This is a genomic window from Alphaproteobacteria bacterium, from assembly GCA_019635875.1.
In the GTDB taxonomy this organism is placed as follows: domain Bacteria; phylum Pseudomonadota; class Alphaproteobacteria; order Reyranellales; family Reyranellaceae; genus JAFAZJ01.
This window is the reverse complement of the sequence record JAHBYP010000005.1, coordinates 437,292-460,669: the sequence shown is the minus strand read 5'-3', so window position 1 is coordinate 460,669 and position 23,378 is coordinate 437,292. Positions and strand designations below refer to the sequence as shown.

20 protein-coding genes are annotated in these 23,378 nt (G+C 68.7%); 12 read left to right on the top strand and 8 right to left on the bottom strand.

Annotation, left to right across the window (positions count from 1 at the left end):
* Positions 1-16 precede the first annotated feature (16 nt).
* From KF889_20185 to KF889_20155, 7 genes are all read left to right on the top strand, one after another.
* Positions 17-691 (top strand): hypothetical protein, encoded by a 675-nt coding sequence (locus KF889_20185; GenBank protein ID MBX3501768.1) that lies wholly within the window; start codon positions 17-19, stop codon positions 689-691.
* A gap of 20 nt (positions 692-711) precedes the next feature.
* Positions 712-2,064 carry an AAA family ATPase gene (locus KF889_20180; protein MBX3501767.1) on the top strand — a complete coding sequence of 451 codons (1,353 nt, stop codon included), beginning with the start codon at positions 712-714 and terminating at the stop codon, positions 2,062-2,064.
* A gap of 456 nt (positions 2,065-2,520) precedes the next feature.
* Entirely contained in the window at positions 2,521-4,098 is a 1,578-nt protein-coding gene (locus KF889_20175) for a CpaF family protein (GenBank protein ID MBX3501766.1), read from the top strand.
* Between the two features lie 3 nt (positions 4,099-4,101).
* Positions 4,102-5,100, top strand: a complete 999-nt coding sequence (locus KF889_20170) for a type II secretion system F family protein (protein ID MBX3501765.1) — start codon at positions 4,102-4,104, stop codon at positions 5,098-5,100.
* A 10-nt stretch (positions 5,101-5,110) separates the two neighbouring features.
* The gene (locus KF889_20165) at positions 5,111-6,082 is read left to right on the top strand and encodes a type II secretion system F family protein (protein MBX3501764.1); all 972 of its coding nucleotides are present in this window, start codon (positions 5,111-5,113) and stop codon (positions 6,080-6,082) included.
* A 161-nt stretch (positions 6,083-6,243) separates the two neighbouring features.
* Positions 6,244-6,795, top strand: coding sequence for a pilus assembly protein (locus KF889_20160; protein MBX3501763.1), 552 nt, complete (start codon positions 6,244-6,246; stop codon positions 6,793-6,795).
* 50 nt (positions 6,796-6,845) lie between these two features.
* Positions 6,846-7,193, top strand: a complete 348-nt coding sequence (locus KF889_20155; GenBank protein ID MBX3501762.1) for a pilus assembly protein — start codon at positions 6,846-6,848, stop codon at positions 7,191-7,193.
* A gap of 26 nt (positions 7,194-7,219) precedes the next feature.
* Here the strand turns inward: KF889_20155 and KF889_20150 are convergent, their stop codons facing one another.
* Positions 7,220-7,735 (bottom strand): cupin, encoded by a 516-nt coding sequence (locus KF889_20150; GenBank protein MBX3501761.1) that lies wholly within the window; start codon positions 7,733-7,735, stop codon positions 7,220-7,222.
* Between the two features lie 306 nt (positions 7,736-8,041).
* On the opposite strand from KF889_20150, the gene KF889_20145 reads away from it, so the two are divergent.
* On the top strand, positions 8,042-8,782 hold the full coding sequence (locus tag KF889_20145) for a tetratricopeptide repeat protein (GenBank protein ID MBX3501760.1): 741 nt from the start codon (positions 8,042-8,044) through the stop codon (positions 8,780-8,782).
* A gap of 4 nt (positions 8,783-8,786) precedes the next feature.
* Here KF889_20145 and KF889_20140 read toward each other — a convergent pair whose 3' ends face one another.
* From KF889_20140 to KF889_20120, 5 genes are read right to left on the bottom strand one after another with little or no spacing between them, the layout of a single operon-like run.
* Complete coding sequence (locus tag KF889_20140) at positions 8,787-9,554, bottom strand: glucose 1-dehydrogenase (protein MBX3501759.1); 768 nt, start codon at positions 9,552-9,554, stop codon at positions 8,787-8,789.
* 12 nt (positions 9,555-9,566) lie between these two features.
* Positions 9,567-10,982 carry an amidase gene (locus tag KF889_20135; protein ID MBX3501758.1) on the bottom strand — a complete coding sequence of 472 codons (1,416 nt, stop codon included), beginning with the start codon at positions 10,980-10,982 and terminating at the stop codon, positions 9,567-9,569.
* Positions 10,979-11,185, bottom strand: coding sequence for a hypothetical protein (locus KF889_20130; GenBank protein ID MBX3501757.1), 207 nt, complete (start codon positions 11,183-11,185; stop codon positions 10,979-10,981). Before KF889_20130 ends, KF889_20135 begins: the two co-directional genes overlap by 4 nt.
* A 17-nt stretch (positions 11,186-11,202) precedes the next feature.
* Positions 11,203-12,810: a GMC family oxidoreductase N-terminal domain-containing protein gene (locus KF889_20125; GenBank protein MBX3501756.1), complete on the bottom strand. Its 1,608-nt coding sequence runs from the start codon at positions 12,808-12,810 to the stop codon at positions 11,203-11,205.
* Positions 12,811-12,869: 59 nt separating this feature from the next.
* Positions 12,870-13,793 (bottom strand): hypothetical protein, encoded by a 924-nt coding sequence (locus KF889_20120; protein MBX3501755.1) that lies wholly within the window; start codon positions 13,791-13,793, stop codon positions 12,870-12,872.
* 111 nt (positions 13,794-13,904) lie between these two features.
* Here KF889_20120 and egtB point away from each other — a divergent pair, with 111 nt between their 5' ends.
* Genes egtB through KF889_20105 form a run of 3 tightly spaced genes read left to right on the top strand, consistent with a single transcriptional unit; the run spans position 13,905 to position 17,725 of the window.
* Positions 13,905-15,161, top strand: a complete 1,257-nt coding sequence (gene egtB, locus KF889_20115; GenBank protein MBX3501754.1) for an ergothioneine biosynthesis protein EgtB — start codon at positions 13,905-13,907, stop codon at positions 15,159-15,161.
* The gene (gene egtD / locus KF889_20110; protein MBX3501753.1) at positions 15,161-16,144 is read left to right on the top strand and encodes an L-histidine N(alpha)-methyltransferase; all 984 of its coding nucleotides are present in this window, start codon (positions 15,161-15,163) and stop codon (positions 16,142-16,144) included. Before egtB ends, egtD begins: the two co-directional genes overlap by 1 nt.
* A 36-nt stretch (positions 16,145-16,180) precedes the next feature.
* Positions 16,181-17,725 carry an alkaline phosphatase family protein gene (locus KF889_20105; protein ID MBX3501752.1) on the top strand — a complete coding sequence of 515 codons (1,545 nt, stop codon included), beginning with the start codon at positions 16,181-16,183 and terminating at the stop codon, positions 17,723-17,725.
* Positions 17,726-17,806: 81 nt separating this feature from the next.
* On the opposite strand, the gene KF889_20100 is transcribed toward KF889_20105, so the two are convergent.
* Positions 17,807-20,020 carry a cytochrome c gene (locus KF889_20100; protein MBX3501751.1) on the bottom strand — a complete coding sequence of 738 codons (2,214 nt, stop codon included), beginning with the start codon at positions 20,018-20,020 and terminating at the stop codon, positions 17,807-17,809.
* 139 nt (positions 20,021-20,159) lie between these two features.
* On the opposite strand from KF889_20100, the gene KF889_20095 reads away from it, so the two are divergent.
* Positions 20,160-22,457 carry a penicillin acylase family protein gene (locus KF889_20095; GenBank protein MBX3501750.1) on the top strand — a complete coding sequence of 766 codons (2,298 nt, stop codon included), beginning with the start codon at positions 20,160-20,162 and terminating at the stop codon, positions 22,455-22,457.
* Positions 22,458-22,555: 98 nt separating this feature from the next.
* Here KF889_20095 and KF889_20090 read toward each other — a convergent pair whose 3' ends face one another.
* Complete coding sequence (locus KF889_20090; GenBank protein MBX3501749.1) at positions 22,556-23,335, bottom strand: fumarylacetoacetate hydrolase family protein; 780 nt, start codon at positions 23,333-23,335, stop codon at positions 22,556-22,558.
* Positions 23,336-23,378: the final 43 nt, after the last annotated feature.

Sequence of the window (23,378 nt, the reverse complement as noted above, 5' to 3'; positions counted from 1 at the left end):
CAAGGGGAGACATGCCATGCTCATCCGTCTGATCGCGCCGGCCGTCCTGGCTCTTGCGCTGCTGTCGGCCTGCGAGAGTTCCGAGGTCGCCAGCTACAACAAGCCCAAGGAGCCGCGCGCCGACCGCGCCGTGGCGCTCCTGGCGGTGCGCTACTCGCCGGCCCAGACCGCGCCCTCGTTCGAGGACGCGGCGCGCATTGACGCGCTGGCTCGCCAGGCCCGCGAGGCCGGCGAGCCGATAACCATCGCCGCCGGCGGCTCGGGCAGCTACGCCGACCAGCAGCGAGTGGCCCATGTGCGCAGCATCGCGCAGCGCCACGGCGTCCCAATTCGGTCCAGTACGGTGCCATCGGGAGTGGCCCCGGTGCCGAACACGATAGTGCTTCAGCTCGAAAGGTACGTCGCGCGCGACCTGAACTGTCCGGATTGGAGCAAATCGCCCGGATATGACGGGCGAAATCTGCCACACAGCAACCTCGGTTGTGCCACGTCGGTGAATATCCAGACCATGGTTGCCAATCCCAGGGACCTCGAAGTCGGGCGCGATCCCGGCCAGTCCAGCGGCAAGCTTGGCGCCGACGCGGTCGACCGTCTCTACCGCAACCAGACCAAGGCCCTGTCGGTGGTCGGTACCAGCGCCCTGGGCGGCGGCGCGGCCGCGGCTGCCGGCGCCAGCACGACTTCGCCCTGACGAACTTCGGGATGAGAGCCATGGCAGCCCAGCCAGCGGAACCCTTCGACAACCTGGACGCGTCGCAGCCGGTCCCGGACATCCCGTCGCTTCCGGCAGGCGCGGTGCTGGCGTTCATCATCGACGAGGAGACCGCCGCCGTCGCCGAGAGCGAGGTGAGCGGCGATTCTGCCAGCCCTCTGCCGATGCACCGCGTTGTCGGCGGCTGCCAGACGGCGCTGTCGGTGCCCGACATGCCGCCTGGCCTCGCGGCACTGCTGATCGACATCGCCGACACGGAGAGCGCCGTCGCCGACCTCGCGGCGCTGGTCTCGACCATGCCGCCGGACTGCGCCGTCCTGGCGATCGGCGATGCCAACGACGTCAGCCTTTTCCGCGACCTGCTGGGCACGGGTGTCGCCGACTACCTGGTGCGCCCGCTGCGTCCCGGTATGCTGCGCAAGGCCCTGGACACCGCGCTGGCGGCCAAGAAGCGCGATCGCGAGATGACCGAGGCACGCGCCAAGCTCGAGCAGATCGGCTCGGGCAACATGATGGTACCCGTCGATCCCAGCGTGCCGGCCCGTGTCGTCGCCGTGGTCGGCGCGCGCGGCGGCGTCGGCACCTCGACCGTCGCCATCAGCCTGGCATCGATGGTGGCGACGACCAACAAGAGCGACGTGCTGATCCTCGATCTCGACCTGCACTACGGCTCGGTGATGCTGTCGCTCGACCTCGATCCGTCGGACGCCCTGCGCGAGGCGCTGCAGAGTCCGGATCGCGTCGACAACCTGTTCATCGAGCAATCGGTGCAGCGCAAGGGCGAGTTCCTGTGCGCGCTGGGTGCCGAGGATCCGCCGAACACGCCGATGCCGCTCGAGAAGGGCGTGCTCAGCCAGCTCGTCGAGAAGTTCCAGCGCAAATTCAACTTCATCGTGCTCGACGTGCCGCGCGGCGATCCGGTCATGCAGCAGCAGGCGTTCGAGTGCGCCACCGACATCGTCGTTGTCGGCGACCTGACGCTGACCGGCGTGCGCGACGGCATGCGACTGCTGAACTTCATCACCGAGAGCGCGCCACGCGCGACGGTCTATGTCGTGGCCGGCGGCGCCGCCGATCCTCGCAAGAGCCCGATCCGAATCGCCGATCTCGAGAAGAGCATCAAGCGCAAGGTCGACGGCCAGGTCGCCTATGACGAGAAGGCGCTGGCCGGCTCCGTCAATGCCGGCGTGCCGGTTCCCGAGGCGATGCCGCGCAGCCCGATCGTCAAGTCGCTGCAGCCCCTGGTGAAGGAGTTCCGCGCGCCCGAGCCGGCGAAGGGCGCGGCGCAGAAGGGCGCCGGCAAGTCCGGTCTCTTCGGCCCGCTCTTCGCCTCCAAGCCGAAGAAGAAGTAACCGACGGGTCGCGCGATGTTCGGACGTAGCGGCAAGAACCCGGAAGCGGCCAGGCCGGCGCCACAGGTGGCCAACGGCTTGGCCGATCGACTCGACCGTCGCGCGCGGGCCAACGAGGCGACCGCCGCGGCCAGCGCCACGCGCAGCGGCGCCGAGCGCGCCCAGCGCCTGGCCTCGCTGAACGAGGAACTCGCCGAGCCGCTGCGCGAGCGCATTGCCGCCGAGCGCGCCGCCGGCCGCTCGCCGGGCGAAGTGGCGCGTACCGCGGGCGAGATGATCCAGGCGCGTTCGCGCGCCGCCGGCATGGCGCTGACGGTGCTGGAGCTGCGCGACATGGTCGGCCGCGCGCTCGCGCCGGTCGCCGAGCCCGAACCGGAATCGCCGCCGCCGGCGCCTGAGCCACCGCCGCCACCGCCACCACGCTTCACCGCGCCGACGCCGAAGTCAGCCGATGACATGCCGGCGTGGCGACCCGTCCCGTCGTCGGGCGACGAAGAGGGTGCCGCCTGGCGGCCCTTGCCGCCAGCCTCAGGCCTGGCCAAGAAGCCGGCACCGCCCGCGCCGCCCATTCCGGCGCCGCCTGTTCCGGCGCCGGCCGCCCAGCCCAAGGCCCCGCCGACGGCCGCCGCCCCGAAGGCGCCGCCCGTGCCGGCCAGGGCCGCGGTGCCGGCCGGCGGCAAGCCGCCGCCGTCCTTCTCGGTGGTGCCCGGCGGTATTGCGGCGCCGACGCCGCAGACGGCGACCTCAACCCAGTCCGACGTCGTGAAGATGGGCCGGGTCAAGATCGAGCAGGCCAAGCGCCTGTTGCATCCGCTCGTCATCCGTCGCATGGACATCGCCGCGGCGGTCGAGTTGCCGCGCGCCGACCTGCAGCACCAGCTCGATGAGATGCTGCGCGACCTGCTGGTCGAGTCCCGCCTGCAGCTCAATCGCGCCGAGCAGACCGAGCTCCTGACCCAGATCCTCGACGACATGCTCGGGCTGGGACCGATCGAGCCGCTGCTGCGCGACGAGACGGTCACCGACATCATGGTCAACGGCCCCAAGCAGGTCTATGTCGAGACCAAGGGCAAGCTGCAGCTCACGGACGTCATTTTCGACGACAACGCGCATCTGCTGAACATCTGCAACCGGATCGTCAGCAAGGTCGGCCGGCGCGTCGACGAATCGAGCCCGATCTGCGACGCGCGCCTGCTCGACGGCAGCCGCGTCAACATCATCATCCCGCCGCTGGCGATCGACGGTCCCAGCGTCTCGATCCGAAAGTTCTCCAAGAAGTCGATCGACTTCGACCAGATGGCGGCGAGCGGCAACATGTCGCCGCAGATGGCCACGGTGCTGCGTATCGCCTCGCGCGTGCGCATGAACATCGTCATCTCCGGCGGCACCGGCTCGGGCAAGACGACCCTGCTCAACGCGCTCTCCGGCATGATCGGCCACGACGAGCGTATCGTGACCATTGAGGACGCTGCCGAGCTCAAGCTGCAGCAGCCGCATGTCGTGCGCCTCGAGACGCGTCCGCCCAACCTCGAGGGCAACGGCGAGATCTCGATGCGCGACCTGGTGAAGAACGCGCTGCGTATGCGGCCCGAGCGCATCATCCTCGGCGAGGTCCGCGGTCCCGAGGCCGTCGATCTTCTGCAGGCGATGAACACGGGCCATGACGGCTCGATGGGCACGCTGCACGCCAACCGGCCGCGCGAGGCGGTGACCCGCCTCGAGAACATGATGGCGATGGCCAACCTCAACCTGCCGGTCAAGGCGCTGCGCACGCAGATCGCCGGCGCAGTCAACATGATCGTGCAGATCCAGCGCATGCGCGATGGCATGCGGCGCATCACCCACATCACCGAGATTACCGGGATGGAGGGCGAGGTCATCACCACGCAGGATCTGTTCACCTACGAGTTCAAGGGCGAAGGGCCCGACGGCAAGCTGGTCGGCACTTTCAAGAGTTCCGGCCTGCGTCCGAACTTCCTGGCCAAGGCGGCGTATTACGGTCTCGACCGCGCCGTCATGGAGGCGATGGGCTGAGTCATGGAATTGCCCGGTAACGTCGCGCCGGAGGCGCTGTTTCTCGCCTTCAGCATGGTCTTCGGCCTGTGTGTCGCGGTGTGGTACGTGCTCACCGTCGAGAAGCAGCGGCGCCAGCAGCGCGAGCGGCTGGAGGAGGTGCGCGAGCGGCTCTGGGGCCAGGCGGCGCGCAACGTCAAGCAGGCGCGTCAGGCGCTGCGCAAGACGGCCGACAGTAAGATGACCGACAAGATGGTCATGCGCTGGCTGCCGAATCCCGCGGCGCTGCAGGACCGCCTCGAGCGCACCGGCGTCAATATCAGCGTCGGCGACTATGCGCTGATCTGCGCCGGCATCGGCGGCATTGTCGCCGTGGTGCTGATCCTGCTGGTCGGCCTGTCGATGCCGATCGGCCTGCTCGCCGCCGCCGCCGCCGCGCTCGGCCTGCCGCACATCTGGGTTGGCCGCAGGGTCAACAAGCGCATCGACCAGTTCAACGCCATCTTTCCCGACGCGCTCGACCTGATGGTGCGTGCGCTGCGTTCGGGCATCCCCATCCAGGAAGCCATCGCCAACGCCTCCAACGAGATCGGCGAGCCGGTCGGTGGCATCTTCCGCCGCGTGCAGCACGAGATGCGCATCGGCGTGCCGCTCGAGGACGCGTTCTGGCGCGTGGCCGAATCGATCAAGGTGCCGGAGTTCAATTTTCTGATCATCGCCATGTCAATCCAGCGCGAGACCGGCGGCAACCTCGCCGAGACGCTGGGCAATCTGTCGAACCTGCTGCGTGAGCGCCGGCAGATGAAGCTGAAGATCAAGGCATTCAGCTCCGAGGCGCGCGCCACGGCGATCATCATGGGCTCGCTGCCCTTCGTGCTGGGCCTCGTGCTGTTCCTGCTCAACCCCGACTACATGTCGACGATGTTCAGCGATCCACGCGGCATGACGATGCTGGCCGTCGCCGGTGGCAGCATGAGCATCGGCATCTTCATCATCAAGCGCATGGCGTCCTTCGAGATCTGAGGCGGGCGCCGTGGACACCATCTTCCCAGGCGGCTTCACCGGCGAGGAACTGATTCTCGGCGGCGTCGGCTTCGCCGCCGTGATCGTCGCCTATGTCGTGTGGAACGCGCTCCTGCTGCCCGAGGACTTCTCGCAGCGGCTCAAGGCGCTGCACGGCCGGCGCACCAAGCTGAAGAGCGACGCGACAAGCACCACCCGCCGTCGGGGCGAACGCCGCCTGCTTACCGTCGGCACCATGCGCAACTTCATCGGCCGGTTCGAGAGCCTCAAGGCCAACGGCGCCGACGACGTGCGCGCAAAGCTGCAGCAGGCCGGCTTCCGCAGCCCCGACGCCGTCGTCGTCTACCAGTTCATGCGCCTGTGCCTGCCGTTCGTGTTCGGCTTCATCATGGTGATGATCGTCTACGTGCTGAAGGTCTTCCCGTTTCCCGAGTTCCTCCAGCCGGTGCTGTGCTTCGGCGCCACCCTGTTCGGCTTCAAGGGGCCGGAAATCTACGTGCGCAATACCGCGATCAAGCGCACCCAGATCATCACCAAGGCGCTGCCCGACGGCCTCGACCTGCTGACCATCTGCGTCGAGGCCGGCCTGAGCCTGGACATGGCCTTGCAGCGCGTTTCGAAGGAGCTGCAGGGCCTCTCGGCCGAACTGGCCTACGAGCTGCAGCTCACCGCGATCGAGCTCACCTTTCTGCCCGATCGCCAGACCGCCTTCGAGAACCTGGCCACCCGCAACGACATTCCCGGCGTGCGCGCCCTGGTCAACGCGTTTCGCCAGACGGAGAAGTTCGGCACGCCGCTGGCGCAGTCGCTGCGCGTGCTGTCGGCCGAGTTCCGCAACGAACGCATGATGAAGGCGGAGGAGAAGGGCGCCCGGCTGCCGGCGATGATGACCGTGCCGATGATGATCTTCATCCTGCCGACACTCTTCATCATCATCATGGGGCCTGGCATCATCAGCATCATGGACACCATCATCAATTGATTGCTGCAGCAACGAAGACAAACTGTCCATATTGGTCAGTTTATTGCAGGTGACTGTTGACTCCGACCTTTTAACACATACAATGAAGATCAGGGTGTGTTCCGGATTTGATCCGGCATGCTGGATATTTTCGGTGCGGGCCAATATTACTCGGTCCGGATTTGATTGAAGACCATTCATGGGCGTCGATCCTCGCTTTCGGCGAGCCGACCGACGCAAAAGGTATGAGCGCGATGTTTTCGTCATGCCGTCTTGCCCTCCGGGCCGTCCGCCGGTTCGCGGTGCGATTGCGCGCCGATCAGGCCGGTGCCTCCTTTATTGAAATGGCGATTGCCCTGCCGATTCTGGTGCTCGTGCTGGGCGGTACCGCCGAGTTCGGCGTCAATTACTTCAACAAGTCGCAGCTCCAGGCTGCGGTCAATGCCGGTGCGCAGTATGCGCTGCGCAACCCGACCGACACGGCGGGCTCGCGCGCGGCGATCACCGCGGCGCTGCCCGCGACAGTGACCGGCGTCACCACCACGGCGACGTTCGCCTGCGAGTGCAACAATGGCACGGCCGTGTCATGCACCACCGGCACCTGCACCAGCGGCACGGTGCGCAAGATCATGACCCTGACCGCGACGCGCAACTCGGTGCGCATCCTCAGCAACGTGCAGGCCTGGTCCTTGCCGACATCGATCACCGTCACTGCGGCGGTGAGCGTCCAATGATCCGAAGAATGCGACACCTGCTGCGGCGGCTCCGCCGCGAGGAGAGCGGCGTGGCGTCCATCGAGTTCGCCATCGGCTCGATCGCCGTCCTGATGTGCATCGTGGGCGCCGTCGAGTTCGGGCGCTACTTCTACATCAAGAACAAGCTGGACTACGCGGTCACCGAGGCCGGCCGCTACGCGATCACCAACCCGGCCGCCACCGACAGCGCCATCTCCAGCCAGGTCACCACCAAGGCCCCATCGGGCGTCACGCCGACGGTCAGCGTCACGTCGACGACGAGCGGCACCATCACCTACAAGACGATCACCGCCACCGGCACGGTGGCGTTGGCCAGCAAGCTCTTCCCCTTCGTCTCGCTCGGCGTGACCAGCCGCACCCGCGTCCCGGTGATGTGACGGCAACCGCGCGCCGGGCGCCTGAGCTAAGCGACCCGGCCCGACGCGCCCCAGAGGGCGCGCAGGGGGCCGTCCGCGCCGTAGACCGGGTCCTTCGACGGATCCGGCACTTTCGCGATATCGGCGAGCGCGCTGGCGATATCGATCTCGCCGGCGCGTTTCTGGTCGAAACCGCCGGCCGCAGGGTAGGCGCCGACCACCAGCAGGTCGGCGCTTTGGGCCAGGCGCCTGTGCCCGGTACCCGCCGGCAGGATCGCGACGTCGCCGGCGCCGATGTCGAGCCGCTCGCCCGCCGCCCCGCCGAACTCGACCCGCGCGTCGCCGCGGGCGATGCCCAGCACCTCGTGCGCGCGGATGTGGAAGTGGCGGAACGGGTAGATGCCGTTGCGCCAGGATGAACCCCAGCCATTGGCGGCGAAGACTTCCTCGAAGATCGCCGCCGGATCGCCGGCCGGCTCCAGCCGCAGCGCGCCGCGATAGATGATCAGCGGCAGGCGCGGGTTGTTGGGCACCTCGGGGTCGGCCGCGAAGCGGAAGGTCAGCGGCTCGCGCGGCTGAAGCCGATCGGAAAACGGGATCAAGTCGGCGCGGCCCATGGCGACTCCCTTCGGCGGCATGCCACCGACGCGGCAGATCCCGGGCCGTTGCGGGCCGGTTCCGGAGCCTGGGACCGCGGGGCTGGCTTTTGCCTCAGAACGCTCTATAATACCCCGAGAAACAACAGAAAAGAGCCGGTACCCCCTCGGCCGGGCCAGATGACAACAAGCTCCCCAGCCCGTCGCGCGCGAGCGCTGATCGTTGCGTTCTTGTTTGCCCTTGCCGGTTGCTCAAGCGGCGATTCCGGCAATGTGCAGACTGAAGGCAATTACGACGCCGTCATGCGGCTTGCCGAGGGCGCGCGCGCCGGCGGCGACGCCGTCAACGCGCTCAGCATCTACCGCAAGGCCCGCGAGATGCGGCCGAGCGCCATCGAGCCGATCATCGGCCAGGCCGGCGCCATGGTCGAGCTGGGCGCCTACGAGGAGGCGGTCGCGGCCTACCAGGACGCGCTCAAGCTGGCGCCGTCGCATCCGGCGGCGCTGCGCGGGCTGGGCTCGGTCTTCATCGCGCTCGACCAGCCGGAGCTGGCCCTGGCGCAGTACGACTCGGCATTGCTCTCGGCGCCCGACGACCCGCGCGCCCTGACCGGCCGCGGCGTGGCGCTCGATCTGCTGGGCCGTCACGAGGAGGCGCGCACATCCTATCGCAGCGCCTCCGAGCACGCGCCGCAATTCGTGCCGGCGCGCAACAATCTCGGCCTGTCGCTGATCGTCGGCGGCTACTACGACGAGGCGATCGCCATCCTCACCCCGATCGCCAACAGCGCGTCGCGGGTGCGCGGCAACCTGGCGCTGGCCCACGGCATCGCCGGCGACATGGCCCAGGCCAGCCGCTGGCTGCGCGCCGACTACGACAGCGAGAGCGCCGCGCGCCAGCTGGTGTATTTCGGCCAGCTGCGCACGTTGTCGATTCCCGAGCGCGCCGCCAGCCTGCGCAACAACCCGCAATACTTCCCGCGGCCGGCGCCGTCGCGGCGGCCGGCGCCCTGAGGCCTCAGCCGAGCACCGCGAAGCCGCCGTCGACCGGGATCGCCGCGCCGGTGACGAAATCGGAGGCCGGGCTGGCGAGGAACACGGCGATGCCCGCCATGTCCTGCGGCGTGCCCCAGCGTCCCGCCGGGGTGCGCGACAGCACGCGCTCGTGCAGGCCCGGCACCTCGCGGCGCGCGTTGCTGGTCAGCTCGGTGTCGATCCAGCCCGGCAGCACGGCATTGACCTGGATGTTGTCCTTGGCCCAGGCGGTGGCGCAGACCTTGGTGAACTGCACGATGCCGCCCTTGCTGGCGGCGTAGGCCGGCGTGTACGGCGCGCCGAAGATCGACATCATCGAGCCGATGTTGATCACCTTGCCGCCGCCGGTCTTCTTCATCTCGGGGTGGGCGAGCTGGCTGCACACCATGGCGCTGGTCAGGTTGGTGTTGAGCACCAGCGTCCATTCCGCCACGGAGATCTCGTGCGGCGGCTTGCGCACGTTGATGCCGGCGTTGTTGATCAGGATGTCGAGACGGCCATGCTGCGTCACGGCGTGCGCCACCATCGCCGCGCACTGCTTCTCGTCGTTGACGTCGACGACGACCGACGAGGCCTCGGCGCCGGTGCCCTTCAGCGCCGCGACCGCCGCCTCGTTCTTCTGTGTGTTGCGGCCGGCGACGACGATGGCGGCACCTGCCTCGGCCATGCCGCGCGCCATGCCCAGGCCGATGCCGCCGTTGCCGCCGGTCACCACGGCGACCTTGCCCTTCAGATCGAATGCGCCTGCCATGAGTTCCTCGCTCTATTGCGCTGCCACTGCCGCGGATTGCGGCGCGCAGCTGGGCCGCCGCTCGCGCCACGATGTGGCGCGCTCGTAGGCGTGGCCGGCGCGCAGCACGCGCGCCTCGTCGAATGGCCGGCCGACGAGCTGCAGGGCCAGCGGCAATCCGCCCCCGCCATAGCCGCAGCACAGGCTGAGCGCGGGATGGCCGGTGATGTTGAACGGCACGGTGATCGGCGCGGCGCGGCGCAGCGGCGAGGTGTCGACATCCTCCAGCCGCTGCGCCGGCGCCAGGATCGTGGCGCCGGCCAGCAGGTCGACGCCCTGCAACGCCCGGTCGACCGCCGCCATGAGCTCGCGCCGCAGGCGCTGGCCCTGCACGTAGTCCTCGCCGGTGATGAAGGCGCCGACCATCAGCCGCTCGCGCGTGACGCGCGCGTACAGATGCGGGCGCGTGCGCAGATCGTGGGCGTGCACCGCGAAGCCCTCGGCGCCGCAGATCGCGCGGTAGGCGGCCTGGAACAGCGACATGTCAGGCAGCTCGACCTCGACGATGCGCGCGCCCAGCCGCGAGAGCTCGTTGAGCGCCACCTCGATGCCGGTTGCCATGTCGTCGCTCGCGCCGTCGCTGAAATTGCGCACGTAGCCGATGGTCAGGCCGCCAACGCCGCCCGCGAGCGCCGCGGCGTAATCGGGCACGGCCAGGTCGGCCGAGCCGGGATCGGCCGGGTCGAAGCCGGCGAGCGCGCCCAGCGACAGGGCGCAATCCTCGACCGTCCAGCAGAGCGGGCCGACATGGTCGAGGCTGAACGACAGCGGCGCCACGCCGCGGCGGCTGACGCGGCCATAAGTCGGCTTGATGCCGGCGACGCCGCAATAGGCTGCGGGCAGGCGGATCGAGCCGCCGGTATCAGTGCCCAGTGCCAGCGGCAGCATGCCCGACGCGACGGCGGCGCCCGAGCCGCTCGAGGAGCCGCCGGTGAAGCAGGCGCGGTCCCAGGGATTGCGCGCCGGCGGGAAGGGCAGGTCGAAGGCCGGCCCGCCGGTGGCGAATTCGTGCGTCGCCATCTTGCCGAGCAGCACGCCGCCGGCCGCGTGCAGCAGGTCGGCGACATGCGCATCCTTGGCCGGCACGTTGTCGATCAGCAGCTGCGAATGGCAGGTGGTGCGGATGCCTGCCGTATCGATGATGTCCTTCAGACCGTAGGGCACGCCGTGCAGCGGTCCGCGCCAACGGCCCGAAGCGATCTCGCGATGGGCGCGCTCGGCGTCTTGACGGGCGCGCGCCTCGGTCAGCAGCACGAAGGCGTTGAGCGCGGGATCCCAGGCGCGGATGCGCTCCAGCGTCGCCTCGAGCAGCTCGACCGGCGAGAGGGTCCGAGCCTGCAACGCCCGTCCGGCGCCGGCGATCGTCAGGCTGGCGGGATCGGCGCTCATCGCGCGTCTTCTGCCGGCGGCGGCGGTCGATGGATGAAGGCCGGCTCCTCGTCGTAGCGCCAGGGCCGGCGCAGCTCGTCCATCATCTGGCGCACCACCTTGAAAGCATCGAACATCGCCTGCTCTCGGTCCGCCGGCACGACGATGCCGGCCAGGCGCAGCGACGCCTCGTAGTCGGCGCGCAGATCCTGCTCGCTTCTCATCCGGATTCCTCCTCGCGTCAGGCGGCCGCCTTCAGGATATCCGCGGCCTTCTCGCCGACCATGATGCTGGGTGCATTGGTATTGCCCGAGGGCATGGTCGGGAAGATCGAGGCGTCGGCGACGCGCAGGCCTTCCAGCCCGTGCACCTTGAGCTTGTCGTCGACGACGCAGTTCGGTCCCGGCCCCATGCGGCAGGTGCCGATCGGATGATAGGCGGTCTGCGAGTTGTTGCGGATCCAGCCCAGGATCTGCTCGTCGGTTTCGACCTCCTTGCCCGGCGAGTGCTCGTCGCCGCGATAGGTGTCCATCGGCGCCGCCTCGACGATCTTGCGCATCATGCGGAAGCCGTCGACCGTGGTGCGCTGGTCGATCGGATCGCCGAGGAAGTTGAAGCGGATCGCCGGCTGGGCGCGCGGATCAGCCGAGCGGATGTGGATCGAGCCCAGGCTCTCGGGGCGCAGCTGGTAGCAGGCCACGGTCATCGACGGGAAGTCCTGCAGCTTGCGCTGCTTGGGATCCTTGATCGAGTAGGGCACCAGGTGCATCTGCACATCGGGTGTCGCGAGCTCGGGCCGCGTGCGCAGGAATGCCAGCACCGGTGCCGAGGGCAGGCTGAAGAATCCGCCGCCGGAGGTCATGTATTTCAGCGCCTGGCCGACGGCGCCGATGCCGCGCGCCATGTGGTTGTAAGACACCGCCGGCACCTTCACGCGCCAGACGATGCGGGCGTTGAGGTGATCGCGGAAATTCTCGCCCACCGCCGGAAGCTCGTGCTTCATCTCGATGCCGTGCTTCTTCAGGATCTCGGGGTTGCCGATGCCCGAGAGCTCGAGAATCTGCGGTGACGCCACGCCGCCGGCAGAGATCACGACCTCGCGCCCGGCGCGCGCCGTGTGCACCTGGCCGGCGCGCTCGTACTCGACGCCGATGCAGCGCTTGCCCTCGAGCAGCACCTTGTTGATGTGCGCCTCGCAGATCACCGTGAGGTTGGGCCGCTTCATCGCCGGCTCGATATAGCAGTGGGCCACGCTCATGCGCCGGCCCTTCCAGATGCTGGCCTGGGTCTTGACGACGCCTTCCTGGTCCTCGCTGTTGTAGTCCGCGTTGAGCTTGTAGCCGGCGGCGACGGCGGCCCGGAACAGCGCGTCGTAAAGCGGATTGCGGTCGGGAACTTCCGACACCTTCAAGGGCCCCGCCGTGCCACGGCCGTTCTTGCCGCCTTTCTCGTAATGCTCGATGCGCGTGAAGAGCGGCGCCACGTCCTGCCAGCTCCAGCCGCGATTGCCCAGCTGGGCCCAGGTATCGTAGTCGAGCGGCTGGCCGCGCACCCAGACCAGCCCGTTGATCGAGCTCGAGCCGCCCAGCAGCTTGCCGCGCGGCACGGGAATCTCGCGGTTGGCGGTGCCCGGCTCGGGATCGGACTGGTAGAGCCAATTGGCTTCGGGGCTGTTGATCAGCAGGCCGAAGCTGATCGGGTACCGCGCGTAGCGGTGGCTCGCCTTGCCGGCCTCCAGCAGCAGCACGCGCGAGCGGCCATCCTCGGTCAGCCTTGCCGCCAGCGCGCCGCCGGCGGAGCCTGCGCCGACGATGATGTAGTCGTACTGGATGTCGGCGCTGGCGTTCATGGCGTTCGGTCCCGGTTCTGCGCTGTTCGTTGCCGGCAGCCTAGCGCGCTCTCCTGGTTTCACAAGCTCGCCGCGGATGCTTCAAACTGCCGGCGCAGGCTTGCGCGGGCGGCATTGCCCGCGTCGCGATCCCAGCAATTGACGATCGCCACGCGGAACCCGCCAGGCGGCATGGCGTGCAGATGCGCGGCCCGGTCCTCGTGGAAGGTGATCTGCACACTGGAGATGGCGGCTTGCCGCGTCAGCTCGTCGATCATGGCGGCCGGTGGATGGCGGTAGCGCCGACCGTGCGGCAGGAAGAGCACTACGCTGTATCCGGTGCGCCGTCGGCTGTCGTCGAAACGCCACGCGCGCTTCTCATAGAGCCGCACCACCGCCTCGACCCAGCCTTCGCCGTAGAGATCGGGCCACTGGTCGGCGAAGCGCAGATGCACCTCGATGATGCGTCCGCCGATGCTCTCGAGGTTGACCATGCCGCTGTAGCCCTTGAGGTGCCTGCGGCACCAGGCGCCGCACCATCGCTCGACCGCTTCGTTGGCCTCGGCGTGCACTGTCCAGTGATCGAAGGTGCCATCGCCTGCCGACTCGCCGGTGGCGTGGCGCCACCATCGCGGCTCGCCGTCGAGCACTGCGACGTCGGTGCTGACGTGATCTCCCGTCAGCAAGCTTGTCCAGAAATGACCGGCGGTCTGTGCTTCCCTGTAGTCCTCGGCCGAGGCGATGACGCGGCTGCCCACGCCCATGCCCTTGAGATTGTAGATCGGCTTGGAGAAGACCGGGAACGACGGCGGGTCGACGCCATGCGGCGCGGCGTCGAGTCCCTGGCTGCGAGCCACCGCGAGCTTGTCGTAGACCCAGCGATGATCGGGGTTCCACATCCACGCGTCGCTGTCCTCGGTGGGAATCAGCACGTCGTCGGGGCAGGGCACATCAACAAAATACTGCATGCGCCAGGGATCGATCTCGGCGATGGGCATCACCATATTAGCGACGCTTGTGTCGCCTGGCGCAAGCGCGTGCTCACAGGAACCTGACACGGCGCGGTTGCATCCGGCCGCGACCGGAGCCCTGGAACCCGCTATCGTGGATGACGTTTGCGTCGTTGCTGCGCCAGCGGAGGCGATGTGTTGAACCGGTTCCTGGCGATCCGCGCCTTCAGTGAAGCGTTGGCCGCGCCGCTCTCAGCCGAAGACCAGACCGTGCAGTCGATGCCCGACGTCAGCCCGACGAAGTGGCATCTGGCGCACACGACCTGGTTCTTCGAAACCTTTGCGCTCAAGCCCTTCGTGGCGGGCTATCGCGTCTTCGACCCTGCGTATCACTATCTCTACAATTCCTACTACGAGGCCGAGGGCCCGCGTCATCCGCGGCCGCAGCGCGGCCTGCTGTCGCGACCCGGCGTACCGGAGATCCTCGCCTATCGCCGCCATGTGACCGAGGCGATGGCGCGCGCCCTCGATCGCGCCGAAGTAACCAACACACCGCTCGGACCGATCGTCGACCTCGGACTGCATCATGAGCAGCAGCACCAGGAATTGCTGCTCATGGATATCAAGCACGTGCTGTCGATCAATCCGTTGCGCCCGGCCTATCGCGCCGACCTGCCGCAATGTGACAGCAAAGCGCCGGCACTCGAGTGGCTCGCCTTCGAGGGCGGGCTGGCCGAGATCGGCCACCAGGGCCATGGCTTCGCCTTTGACAATGAAGGCCCGCGCCATCGCGTGTGGCTCGAGCCCTTCCGGCTGGCCGCGCGCCTGTCGACCTGCGGCGAGTACGCGGCCTTTGTCGACGACGGCGGCTATCGCCGCCCGGAGTTCTGGCTCTCGGCCGGTTGGACGTTCGTGCAGGAACGCGACTGGCAGGCGCCGCTCTACTGGGAGAAGCGCGACGGCGCCTGGCACGTCTTCACGCTGGGTGGCCTGCGGGCGATGAACGCCGACGAGCCGGTGTGCCACGTCAGCTTCTACGAGGCGGCGGCCTTCGCCAAATGGGCGGGCCGGCGTCTGCCGCGCGAGGCCGAGTGGGAGCGTGCGGCCGCCTCCGTGGCGATCGACGGCAACACCGCCGATTCGGGCGCGCTGCATCCGCTGGCGGCCGGTGGCGCGGGCCTGTCGCAGATGTTCGGCGACGTCTGGGAGTGGACCGCCAGTCCCTACGTCGCTTATCCGGGCTTCCGCGAGCCGGCGGGAGCGATCGGCGAATACAACGGCAAATTCATGTCCAACCAGATGGTGTTGCGCGGCGGCTGCGCCGTGACGCCGCCCGGCCATCTGCGGGTCACCTACCGCAATTTCTTTCCGCCTGATGCGCGCTGGATGTTCGGCGGCATCCGCCTTGCCGAGGATGCATGATGACCACCAGCCCGCTGCACAACCTGGCGCAAGCCGCCGCCGTCGCCGATCGCGAGGAGTTCGAACGCGCTGTGCTCGACGGCCTGTCGCGCGCGCCGCGCGCGATTCCCGCGAAGTACCTCTACGATGCGCGCGGCTCGCAGCTGTTCGACCAGATCTGCGAACTGCCGGAGTACTACCTGACGCGCACCGAGACCGCGATCCTGCGCGGCTGTGCGGCCGAGATCGCCGAGCTCGCAGGCCCGGGCCGCGCGCTGATCGAGTACGGCAGCGGCTCGAGCGTGAAGTCGCGCCTGCTGCTCGATGCGCTGCGCGATCTTGCCGTCTACGCACCGATCGACATCTCGCGTGACCATCTCGACACGACGGCCGATCAGCTGCGGCGCGACTATCCCGGGCTGCGGGTCGAGCCGGTGTGCGGCGACTACATGGCGATCGCGACGCTGCCTGACTCGGTGCCCTCGGCGCGCCGTCTGGGATTCTTCCCCGGCTCGACGATCGGCAACCTCACGCCGGACGAGGCCAGGGACTTCCTGCAGCGTGCGCGTGCGCTGGTCGGTGGCGGCGGCGCCATGGTGATCGGCGTCGACCTGCGCAAGGATCCGGCGCCGCTGCACGCCGCCTACAACGACAGCGCCGGAGTCACGGCCGCCTTCACGCTCAACCTGCTGCGGCGCATGAACCGGGAGCTCGACGCCACGCTCGATCTGTCGGGTTTCGCGCACGAGGCCTACTACAACGAGGAACTGGGCCGCATCGAGATCTACGCCCGCAGCCTGCGCTCGCAAACGGCGATGGTCGCGGGCTGGCGCTTTATGTTCGCGGCAGGCGAACGCATCCACACCGAGTACTCCTACAAGTACGACGATCGGACATTCGGAGCACTCGTAGACGGCACGGGCTTCGACATCGGCCGCACCTGGTGCGACGATGACAAGTTCTTTGCGGTGCATTACCTCGTTGCCGATTCGCAGGCGGGCTGATCACATGCGGCTCCCGAGCCGCGGAGCGATCGTCCGATGTCCAAGCGCAAGAACGTCCTGCTGATTGTCGTCGACCAATGGCGCGGCGAGCTGCTGCCGAAGCTCGGCGCGAAATTGCTGCGCTTGCCCAACATCGACAGGCTCTCAGCCGAAGGCGTCACCTTCCGTCATCACTTCACGCAGGCGGTGCCCTGCGGGCCAGGCCGCGCCAGCCTGCTCACCGGCCAGTACCTGATGAACCATCGCGCAGTGCAGAACACCATCCCGCTCGATTCGCGCTTCACTAACCTCGCGCACGAGCTGCGCAAGGGCGGCTACGATCCGGCGCTGGTCGGCTACACCACCACCACGCCCGATCCGCGCACCACCGGGCCCGACGATCCGCGCTTTCTCGTGCTCGGCGACATCATGGACGGCTTCCGCCCGGTGGGGGCCTTCGAGCCCTATCGCGACGCCTATTTCGGCTGGGTCGAAAGCCAGGGATACAGGCTGCCGGAGAATCGCGAGGACATCTGGCTACCGGACGGAGCGGCGGCGGGCGAGAGCGGCGCCACCGCGCGGCCCGCTCGCATCCCCAAGGAGCTGTCGGACACCGCCTGGTTCACCGAACGGGCGCTGTCCTATCTGCGCGGCCGCGGAGGCAAGCCGTGGTTCCTGCATCTCGGCTACTACCGCCCGCATCCGCCCTTCGTCGCAGCGGCGCCGTATAACGCGATGTACGATCCGCGGGACATGCCGGCGCCGCTGCGCGCGGCGAGCGCGGCCGAGGAGGCCGGGCAGCATCCGTTGCTGCGCTACTACATCGAGAACATCAGGCAATCGAGCTTCTTCCAGGACGGCCAGGGTCTGGGCAGCGCAATGACGGATGCCCAGGTGCGCCAGATGCGCGCCACCTACTACGGCCTGATGAGCGAGATCGACGACCAGCTCGGCCGCGTCTTCGAGTTCCTCCAGCAGACCGGACAGTGGCAGGACACGCTGATCGTCTTCACCTGCGATCATGGCGAGCAGCTCGGCGACCACCACCTCCTGGGCAAGATCGGCTACTGCGACGAGTCCTATCGCATCCCGATGATCATCCGCGATCCGTTGGCCGAGGCGAACGCCTCGCGCGGCAGCATCGTCGAGCGGCACTTCACCGAGACGATCGACACCATGCCCACCATCCTCGAGTGGCTTGGGCTGGGCGTTCCACGGCAATGCGATGGCCGCTCGCTGCTGCCGTTCTGTCACGGCGCGCCGCCGGCCGACTGGCGTAGCGAGGTCCACTACGAGTTCGACTTCCGCGACCTGCACTACAGCCAGCCGGAATCGGCACTGGGCGTGCCGATGGATCGCTGCAGCCTCGCGGTGGTGCAGGACCACGACTGCAAGTACGTGCACTTCGCCGCGCTGCCGCCGCTGTTCTTCGACCTGCGCGCCGATCCCGGCCAGTTCGTCAACCGCGCCGACGACCCGGCCTACGCGGCGAAGGTGCGCCACTACGCCCAGAAGATGCTCGACTGGCGCCTGGGTTTCGCCGAGCGCACTCTGACCGGCTATCGCGCCACGCCGGAGGGCCTGCAGGTCCGCGCCGCCTGAGCCCTTTCCTTGGTCGGGGCGCGCCACTCCAGTGGCGCGGTGGACTGCAAGACGCGTCACCGGAGTGGCGCGCCCCCAGCCTCACAGCGTCTTCAGGTATTCGATCAGGTCCCGCCGCTGCGGCTCGCTGAAGGCGGGGCCGATCACGCCCGAGGGCAGCCTGGTGACGTCCCGCTCGGTGCCTTCGAAGGAATGGCCGCGGTTGCTGTTGGCGAGGCTGCGCGTATCGAACTCGGTCAACCCGGAGGGGCAGCGATCGCCCGGCTCGGCCACGAGGCCGACCTTCCCGGGATCGAACTGGCGGCTGCCGACGCAGAAGCGCGTCGGCCGCTGGTCCTGCGGCTTGAGCAGGTCGTCGAGCGTCGGGACGGAGCCGTTGTGCAGGTAGGGCGCGGTGGCCCAGACGCCGTCGAGCGGGCGCGCACGATAATGCGGCACGACAGTGATGCTCGAGCGGCCATCGATGGTGTTCACCCGGAAGGTCTGCCTGTTGGGGCAGTTGCGACGCGGCCCGCGCATCTGCCTCTCGAGCTCGGGCGGCACCGGCTTGCCGGCCAGCCGCTGGTCCTCGAACCACTGGTCAATTGTGCGATCGACGACGGCCATTAGCGCGAGCGCGAAGTTCGCGTTCGGGCCCGCCGAGGCGGGCAGGCCGCAATCGCCCTTGGCGTTCAGGACCGCGATCGGATCGAGGCCCAGCTCCGGCGGCAAGCGGACCTGGCGCGTGGTCAGGACCAGCGCTTGCTGCGGATCCGTGCCCATGTCCGCTACCGGCTTCTCGACGACCTTGTAGTACTGGCGGTCGCCGACCCTTATCCAGTTGTCGGCGTCCCAGAAGGAGCCCGTCGGCCAGGTCTTCGTGAGATCGCCGTCGCGCACCGGGCCGCGATGGCATTCGGCGCAATGGGCGCGGTACAGCTCGCGCCCGCGATCCACCATGTCGGCCCTGATCGACCACGCGGCGTCGCCCTTGAACTTGTCGGCGACATCCGACCATCGGGGCGCGACAAGGCCCGCGAAGGCGCGTCTGGCATGAACGCCGTCCATCGGGCCGCGCAGCAGCTCCTCGAAGCGATGGATGTTCATCATGTCGACGGAGGAACGGAAGACGGGGTTCCTGCTCCTGCCGTTCATGTTGACCTTGGCGTTGACGCCCAGCGCCTCGCCGGCATTGCGCACCAGCTCGTTGAAGATCGAGCCGTCGTACTGCGCCCAGCTGAACCACGGCGTGTCCCAGATCGGCGGGAAGCTCACCGGCGCGTCGAGGCGCGCGAAGTTGGGCGCCAGGCCGTCGGGCACGACGCGGCCGCGCGGCCCCTGGTTGGGCGTGCCGGGCTGCGCCTGCGTCAGTGCCTCGGGCGGCAGGAGATTCTCGAAGAAGACCTGGTTGCCGATACGATTCAGCGCATCGAGCCGGCCGAAGCCTTCATCGAGGCTCTCCCAGTTGAAGCGCCGCTGCACCTGCAGCGTCCATTCGAGGTTGAGGCCGATCCTGGCGAGCGCCGCGCGCAGCTCCGCCTCGATCTCCTGGTCGCTCCGGGTCTTCCATTCACCGCCGCGGCTGCGCACGGCGTCGGCGAAGCGGCTCAGCCGGAACGGCAGCTCGAGCGTGTAGAGGATGGCCAGGCCCGTGGCCTTCTCCAGCTTCCCGAGATCGATCATCGCCGGCCCGCCATCGAAGCGGATGCTGACGTTCCTGTACTCGATGTGGCCGGTGTGGCAGGCGGCACAGGTGAAGCCGAGCTGCGCCGGATAGGGCCGGCCGGTTTCGGGATCGATGCCGCCGGGAAGGCGGGCGAAGCCGACGGGCAGGCCGTCGTCGTTCGTCGGCACGTCGCCCGGCCATCCGGGATCGGCGAGGCCGCCGCGGCTGTAGCCGAACTGCTCGGCCTTGGCGACGAAGTCGCGCGACGAGGGGCTGTCGATGAAGCCAAAGCGCCTGAGATAGTCGATGTCGGCGAGGCGGCCGCGATCGAACAGCGTCACCCTCGGCTGCTCGAGGCTGACGAAGAAATCGTAGGGAACCGGGAAGGTCGCGGTGCCCTGCGAGGCGTGGTGGAACCAGTAGCGCTGCCGGCCCGTCCAGTTCTGCTCGAGCCAGTGACGCTCGGTGATCGTGCTGCGTTCGGGAAGCGGCGGCGGCAGGCCGTTCGCCGCGCCGGCCAACGCAACGAGCTTCGCGCGCACCGATTCGGGCGCGTAGGACACCGCAGCGAGAAGCGCGAGGCCGAGGCAGGCCAGGGGCAGCACCCACCATTTGAAGACCCGGACCGCGAAGCCGAACACTGCCCGCATAAGCTCCCCCGACGAACACTTCCGTCCGGCAGGCTATACAACCGCCAGAAAAGGGGAAGCGCCGAGGCGATTCGTTGTTTCGCCCGCAGCGCACGCTGTATGGTCCCGGCCGATTGCTTGGTGACGAGGCGTGCGGGATATGGCGGCGATTACAGTGGCGGATGTGCGAGCGGCGGTGCCCGACATGACGGGCGAGGTCGCCGTCAGGGGCCTCGCCGGCACGGTCGAGGTGATGCGCGATACCTGGGGCGTGCCGCATATCCGCGCCCGCGGCGCCGACGACGTCTTCATCGCGCTGGGCTTCGTGCACGCGCAGGATCGCCTGTGGCAGATGGATGCCACGCGACGGCGCGGCCTGGGGCGCTGGGCGGAGTGGGTCGGCCCGTCGGGAGTCGCCGCCGACCGGCTGGCGCGCCAGCTCGACGGCGAGGGCGCGGCGAAGCGCGACTACGACGCGCTGCCGGCCGAGACGCGCGGCATGCTCGAGGCCTATGCCGCCGGCGTGAACGCCTTCATCGCGCGCGGCATCTTTCCCATCGAGTACAAGCTGCTCGACCAGGCGCCCGAACCGTGGCGGCCGCAGGACGCCATCGCCGCGATGCGCCAGCGCGGGTTTCTGATGGGCTCGGTGTGGTTCAAGCTGTGGCGCGCCGCGGCGCTGCGCACCATCGGCGCCGAGCAGATCTCGAAGCTGCGCTACGACGATGGCGGCCGCGAGCTGCTGTGCATCCCGCCCGGTGCCGAGGCACTGCGCTGGATCGCCACCTTGCGGGAGCTGACGCCGGCAATCGAGGCGGTGGCGGCGCTCGGCGCGCCCGACTCTACCGGCGGCGGCAGCAACAACTGGGCGCTGGCGCCATCGCGCACCGCGGCCGGCCGGCCGCTGCTGGCCGGCGATCCGCATCGCCAGTTCGAGTTGCCCAGCATGTACGCGCAGACGCACATCGCCTGCGACGCCTTCGACGCCCTGGGCTTCAGCGTGCCCGGCGTGCCGGGCTTTCCGCATTTCGGCCACAACGGCCATGTCGCGTGGTGCGTTACGCACGCCTTCGCCGACATCCACGACCTCTTCGTCGAGCGCTTCCAGGACGATGCCGGGCGCTACGAATTCAAGGGCGAGTGGCGGCCGACGATCCGGCGCACCGAGTCGATCGCCGTGCGTGGCGCTTCGCCAGTCACAGTCGATGTCGTCGCCACGCACCACGGCCCGGTGATCGCCGGCGATCCGGCGAAGGGCGCGGCGCTGACCCTGCGCTCGGTGCAGTACGCCGACGCCGACCGGTCGCTGGCCTGCCTGCTGCCGATGCTGAGGGCCAGGGACGTTGACAGCTTCTACGACGCCGCGCGCGGCTGGGGCCTGATCGACCACAACGTCGTCGCCGCCGACACCAGGGGCCGCATCGGCCATCTCGTGCGAGCAATCGTGCCGGTGCGGCCCAGGATCAATGGCTGGCTGCCGGTGCCGGGCTGGACCGGCGCGCATGAATGGCAGGGCAACGTGCCGTTCGAGCGCATGCCGCGCGTCGTCGATCCCAACGGCGGCGCGATCGTCACCGCCAACAACCGCTTCGTCGCCGACAACCATCCCGACTATCTCGCCACCGACTGCCATCCGCCGTACCGTGCGCGGCGCATCATGGACCGGCTGAACACGCTGCCGGCGGCCAGCCTGCCCGACATGCTGTCGATCCATGTCGACGATCTCAGCCTGCCGGGTCTGGAGATCCGCGACCGCATCGCCAAGGCGGCACCGAAGACGCCGGCGGGCCTTGCACTGCGCGACCAGATCGCGGCGTGGGACGGCCACATGGCGGCCCGCTCGGTCGCGGCCGGGCGCTACATCGACGTGCGCCGCGCGCTCACGCGCCTGCTGGCCGAACGCTCCGGCCTGTCGCGCGCCTCGTCCGATCCGCTGACCAAGGTGCCGCCCGGTGTGGTGCCGCTGATCCAGCTCTGGTGGACCCTGCCGGCGCTGCTGCGCGCCGACGACACCGGGTTGCTCGGCGGCGCGAGCTGGGCGGAGCTAATCGCGATGGGGCTCGACGAGGTGGCCGCGACCGATGCGCCGGCGACATGGGGCGAACGCCATCGCCCGCGCTTCGCGCATCCGCTGTCGGCGAGCTTTCCCGACGCGGCGTCCTTGCTCGATCCGCCAGCCGTCGATGTCGGCGGCGACGGCGACACGGTATGGGCCAACGGCACGCTGGCCTCGGCCGGCGTCGATGCCGCCTATGGCGCGATCGCGCGCTATGCCTACGATGTCGGCGCCTGGGACACCGGCTCGTGGCTGGTGTTCCACGGCGCCTCGGGCCATCCGGGCAGCCCGCATTACGTCGACCAGCTGCCGCTGTGGGGCAAGGGCGCGCTGATCCCCGCGCTCTATGCCTGGCCGCGCATCGAGGCGCTGGCCCGGACGAGACAGCGCCTCACGCCTTGAGAACTGCTCTGTCATCCCGAGCGCCAGCGAGGGATCTTTCCGGCAATCAAAGATCCCTCGCTGGCGCTCGGGATGACAGGTGCGCTCGACCTGTCATCTTAAGTGTATGTCATCGTTACGCTGCCGAACGGCCCGAAATCGGCGGTGTAGGTCTCGCCGGCTTTCGGCGCCAGCATGCCGGTGAGCGTGCCGGTGCTGATCATCTGGCCGGCCTTCATGCCGATGCCGGTGCGCGACAGCTCGTTGGCCAGCCAGGTCAGCGGCACCATCGGATGGTCGAGCGCCGCGGCCGCGGTGCCGCGCCGGCGCGGCACGCCGTTGCACAGCAGAACGACCTCCTGACCGGCGATGTCGCGGTTGCGCCAGTCGTCGATGGCCGGGCCGTAGAGGATCGTGCCGCTGCCCGATCCATCGGCGAGCACCGCCGGCAGCGGTGGAAACGTCTCGTCGTGCACGAAGCGGCACTCGGCCAGCTCGAGTCCGGGATGCAGCGACGCCACCGCGTCGGTGACCTCCTCGACGCTGTAGGTCCTGTCGCGCGGCGGCAGGTCGATGGCGAGCACCGCCTGATACTCGACCTCCGGAATCGGGCTGCATTGGCTGGCGCGCTCGACCGAGACCGGCGAAGTCCTGGTGGCGTAGACGCGACCGTAGATCGGCGAGTCGGTGCGCAGCTGCCGCTGCATCTCCTCCTTCTGTGCCGCGATCTTCCAGCCCAGCACCGGCCAGCCCAGTTCCTCCTCGACCATGCGCGCAATGCGATAGGCGGTCGCCTTGTCGGGTGGCACCAGCGCCGCGTCGAGTCCGCTCTGCTGTCGACCCTCGCGCCGTAGGCTCGCGAGCAATTCGGCCAGTTCGCGCTGACGGGAGACATCCATGATTCACCTCGATTGGGACGAGGCGACGCTTACCGCAAGGGCC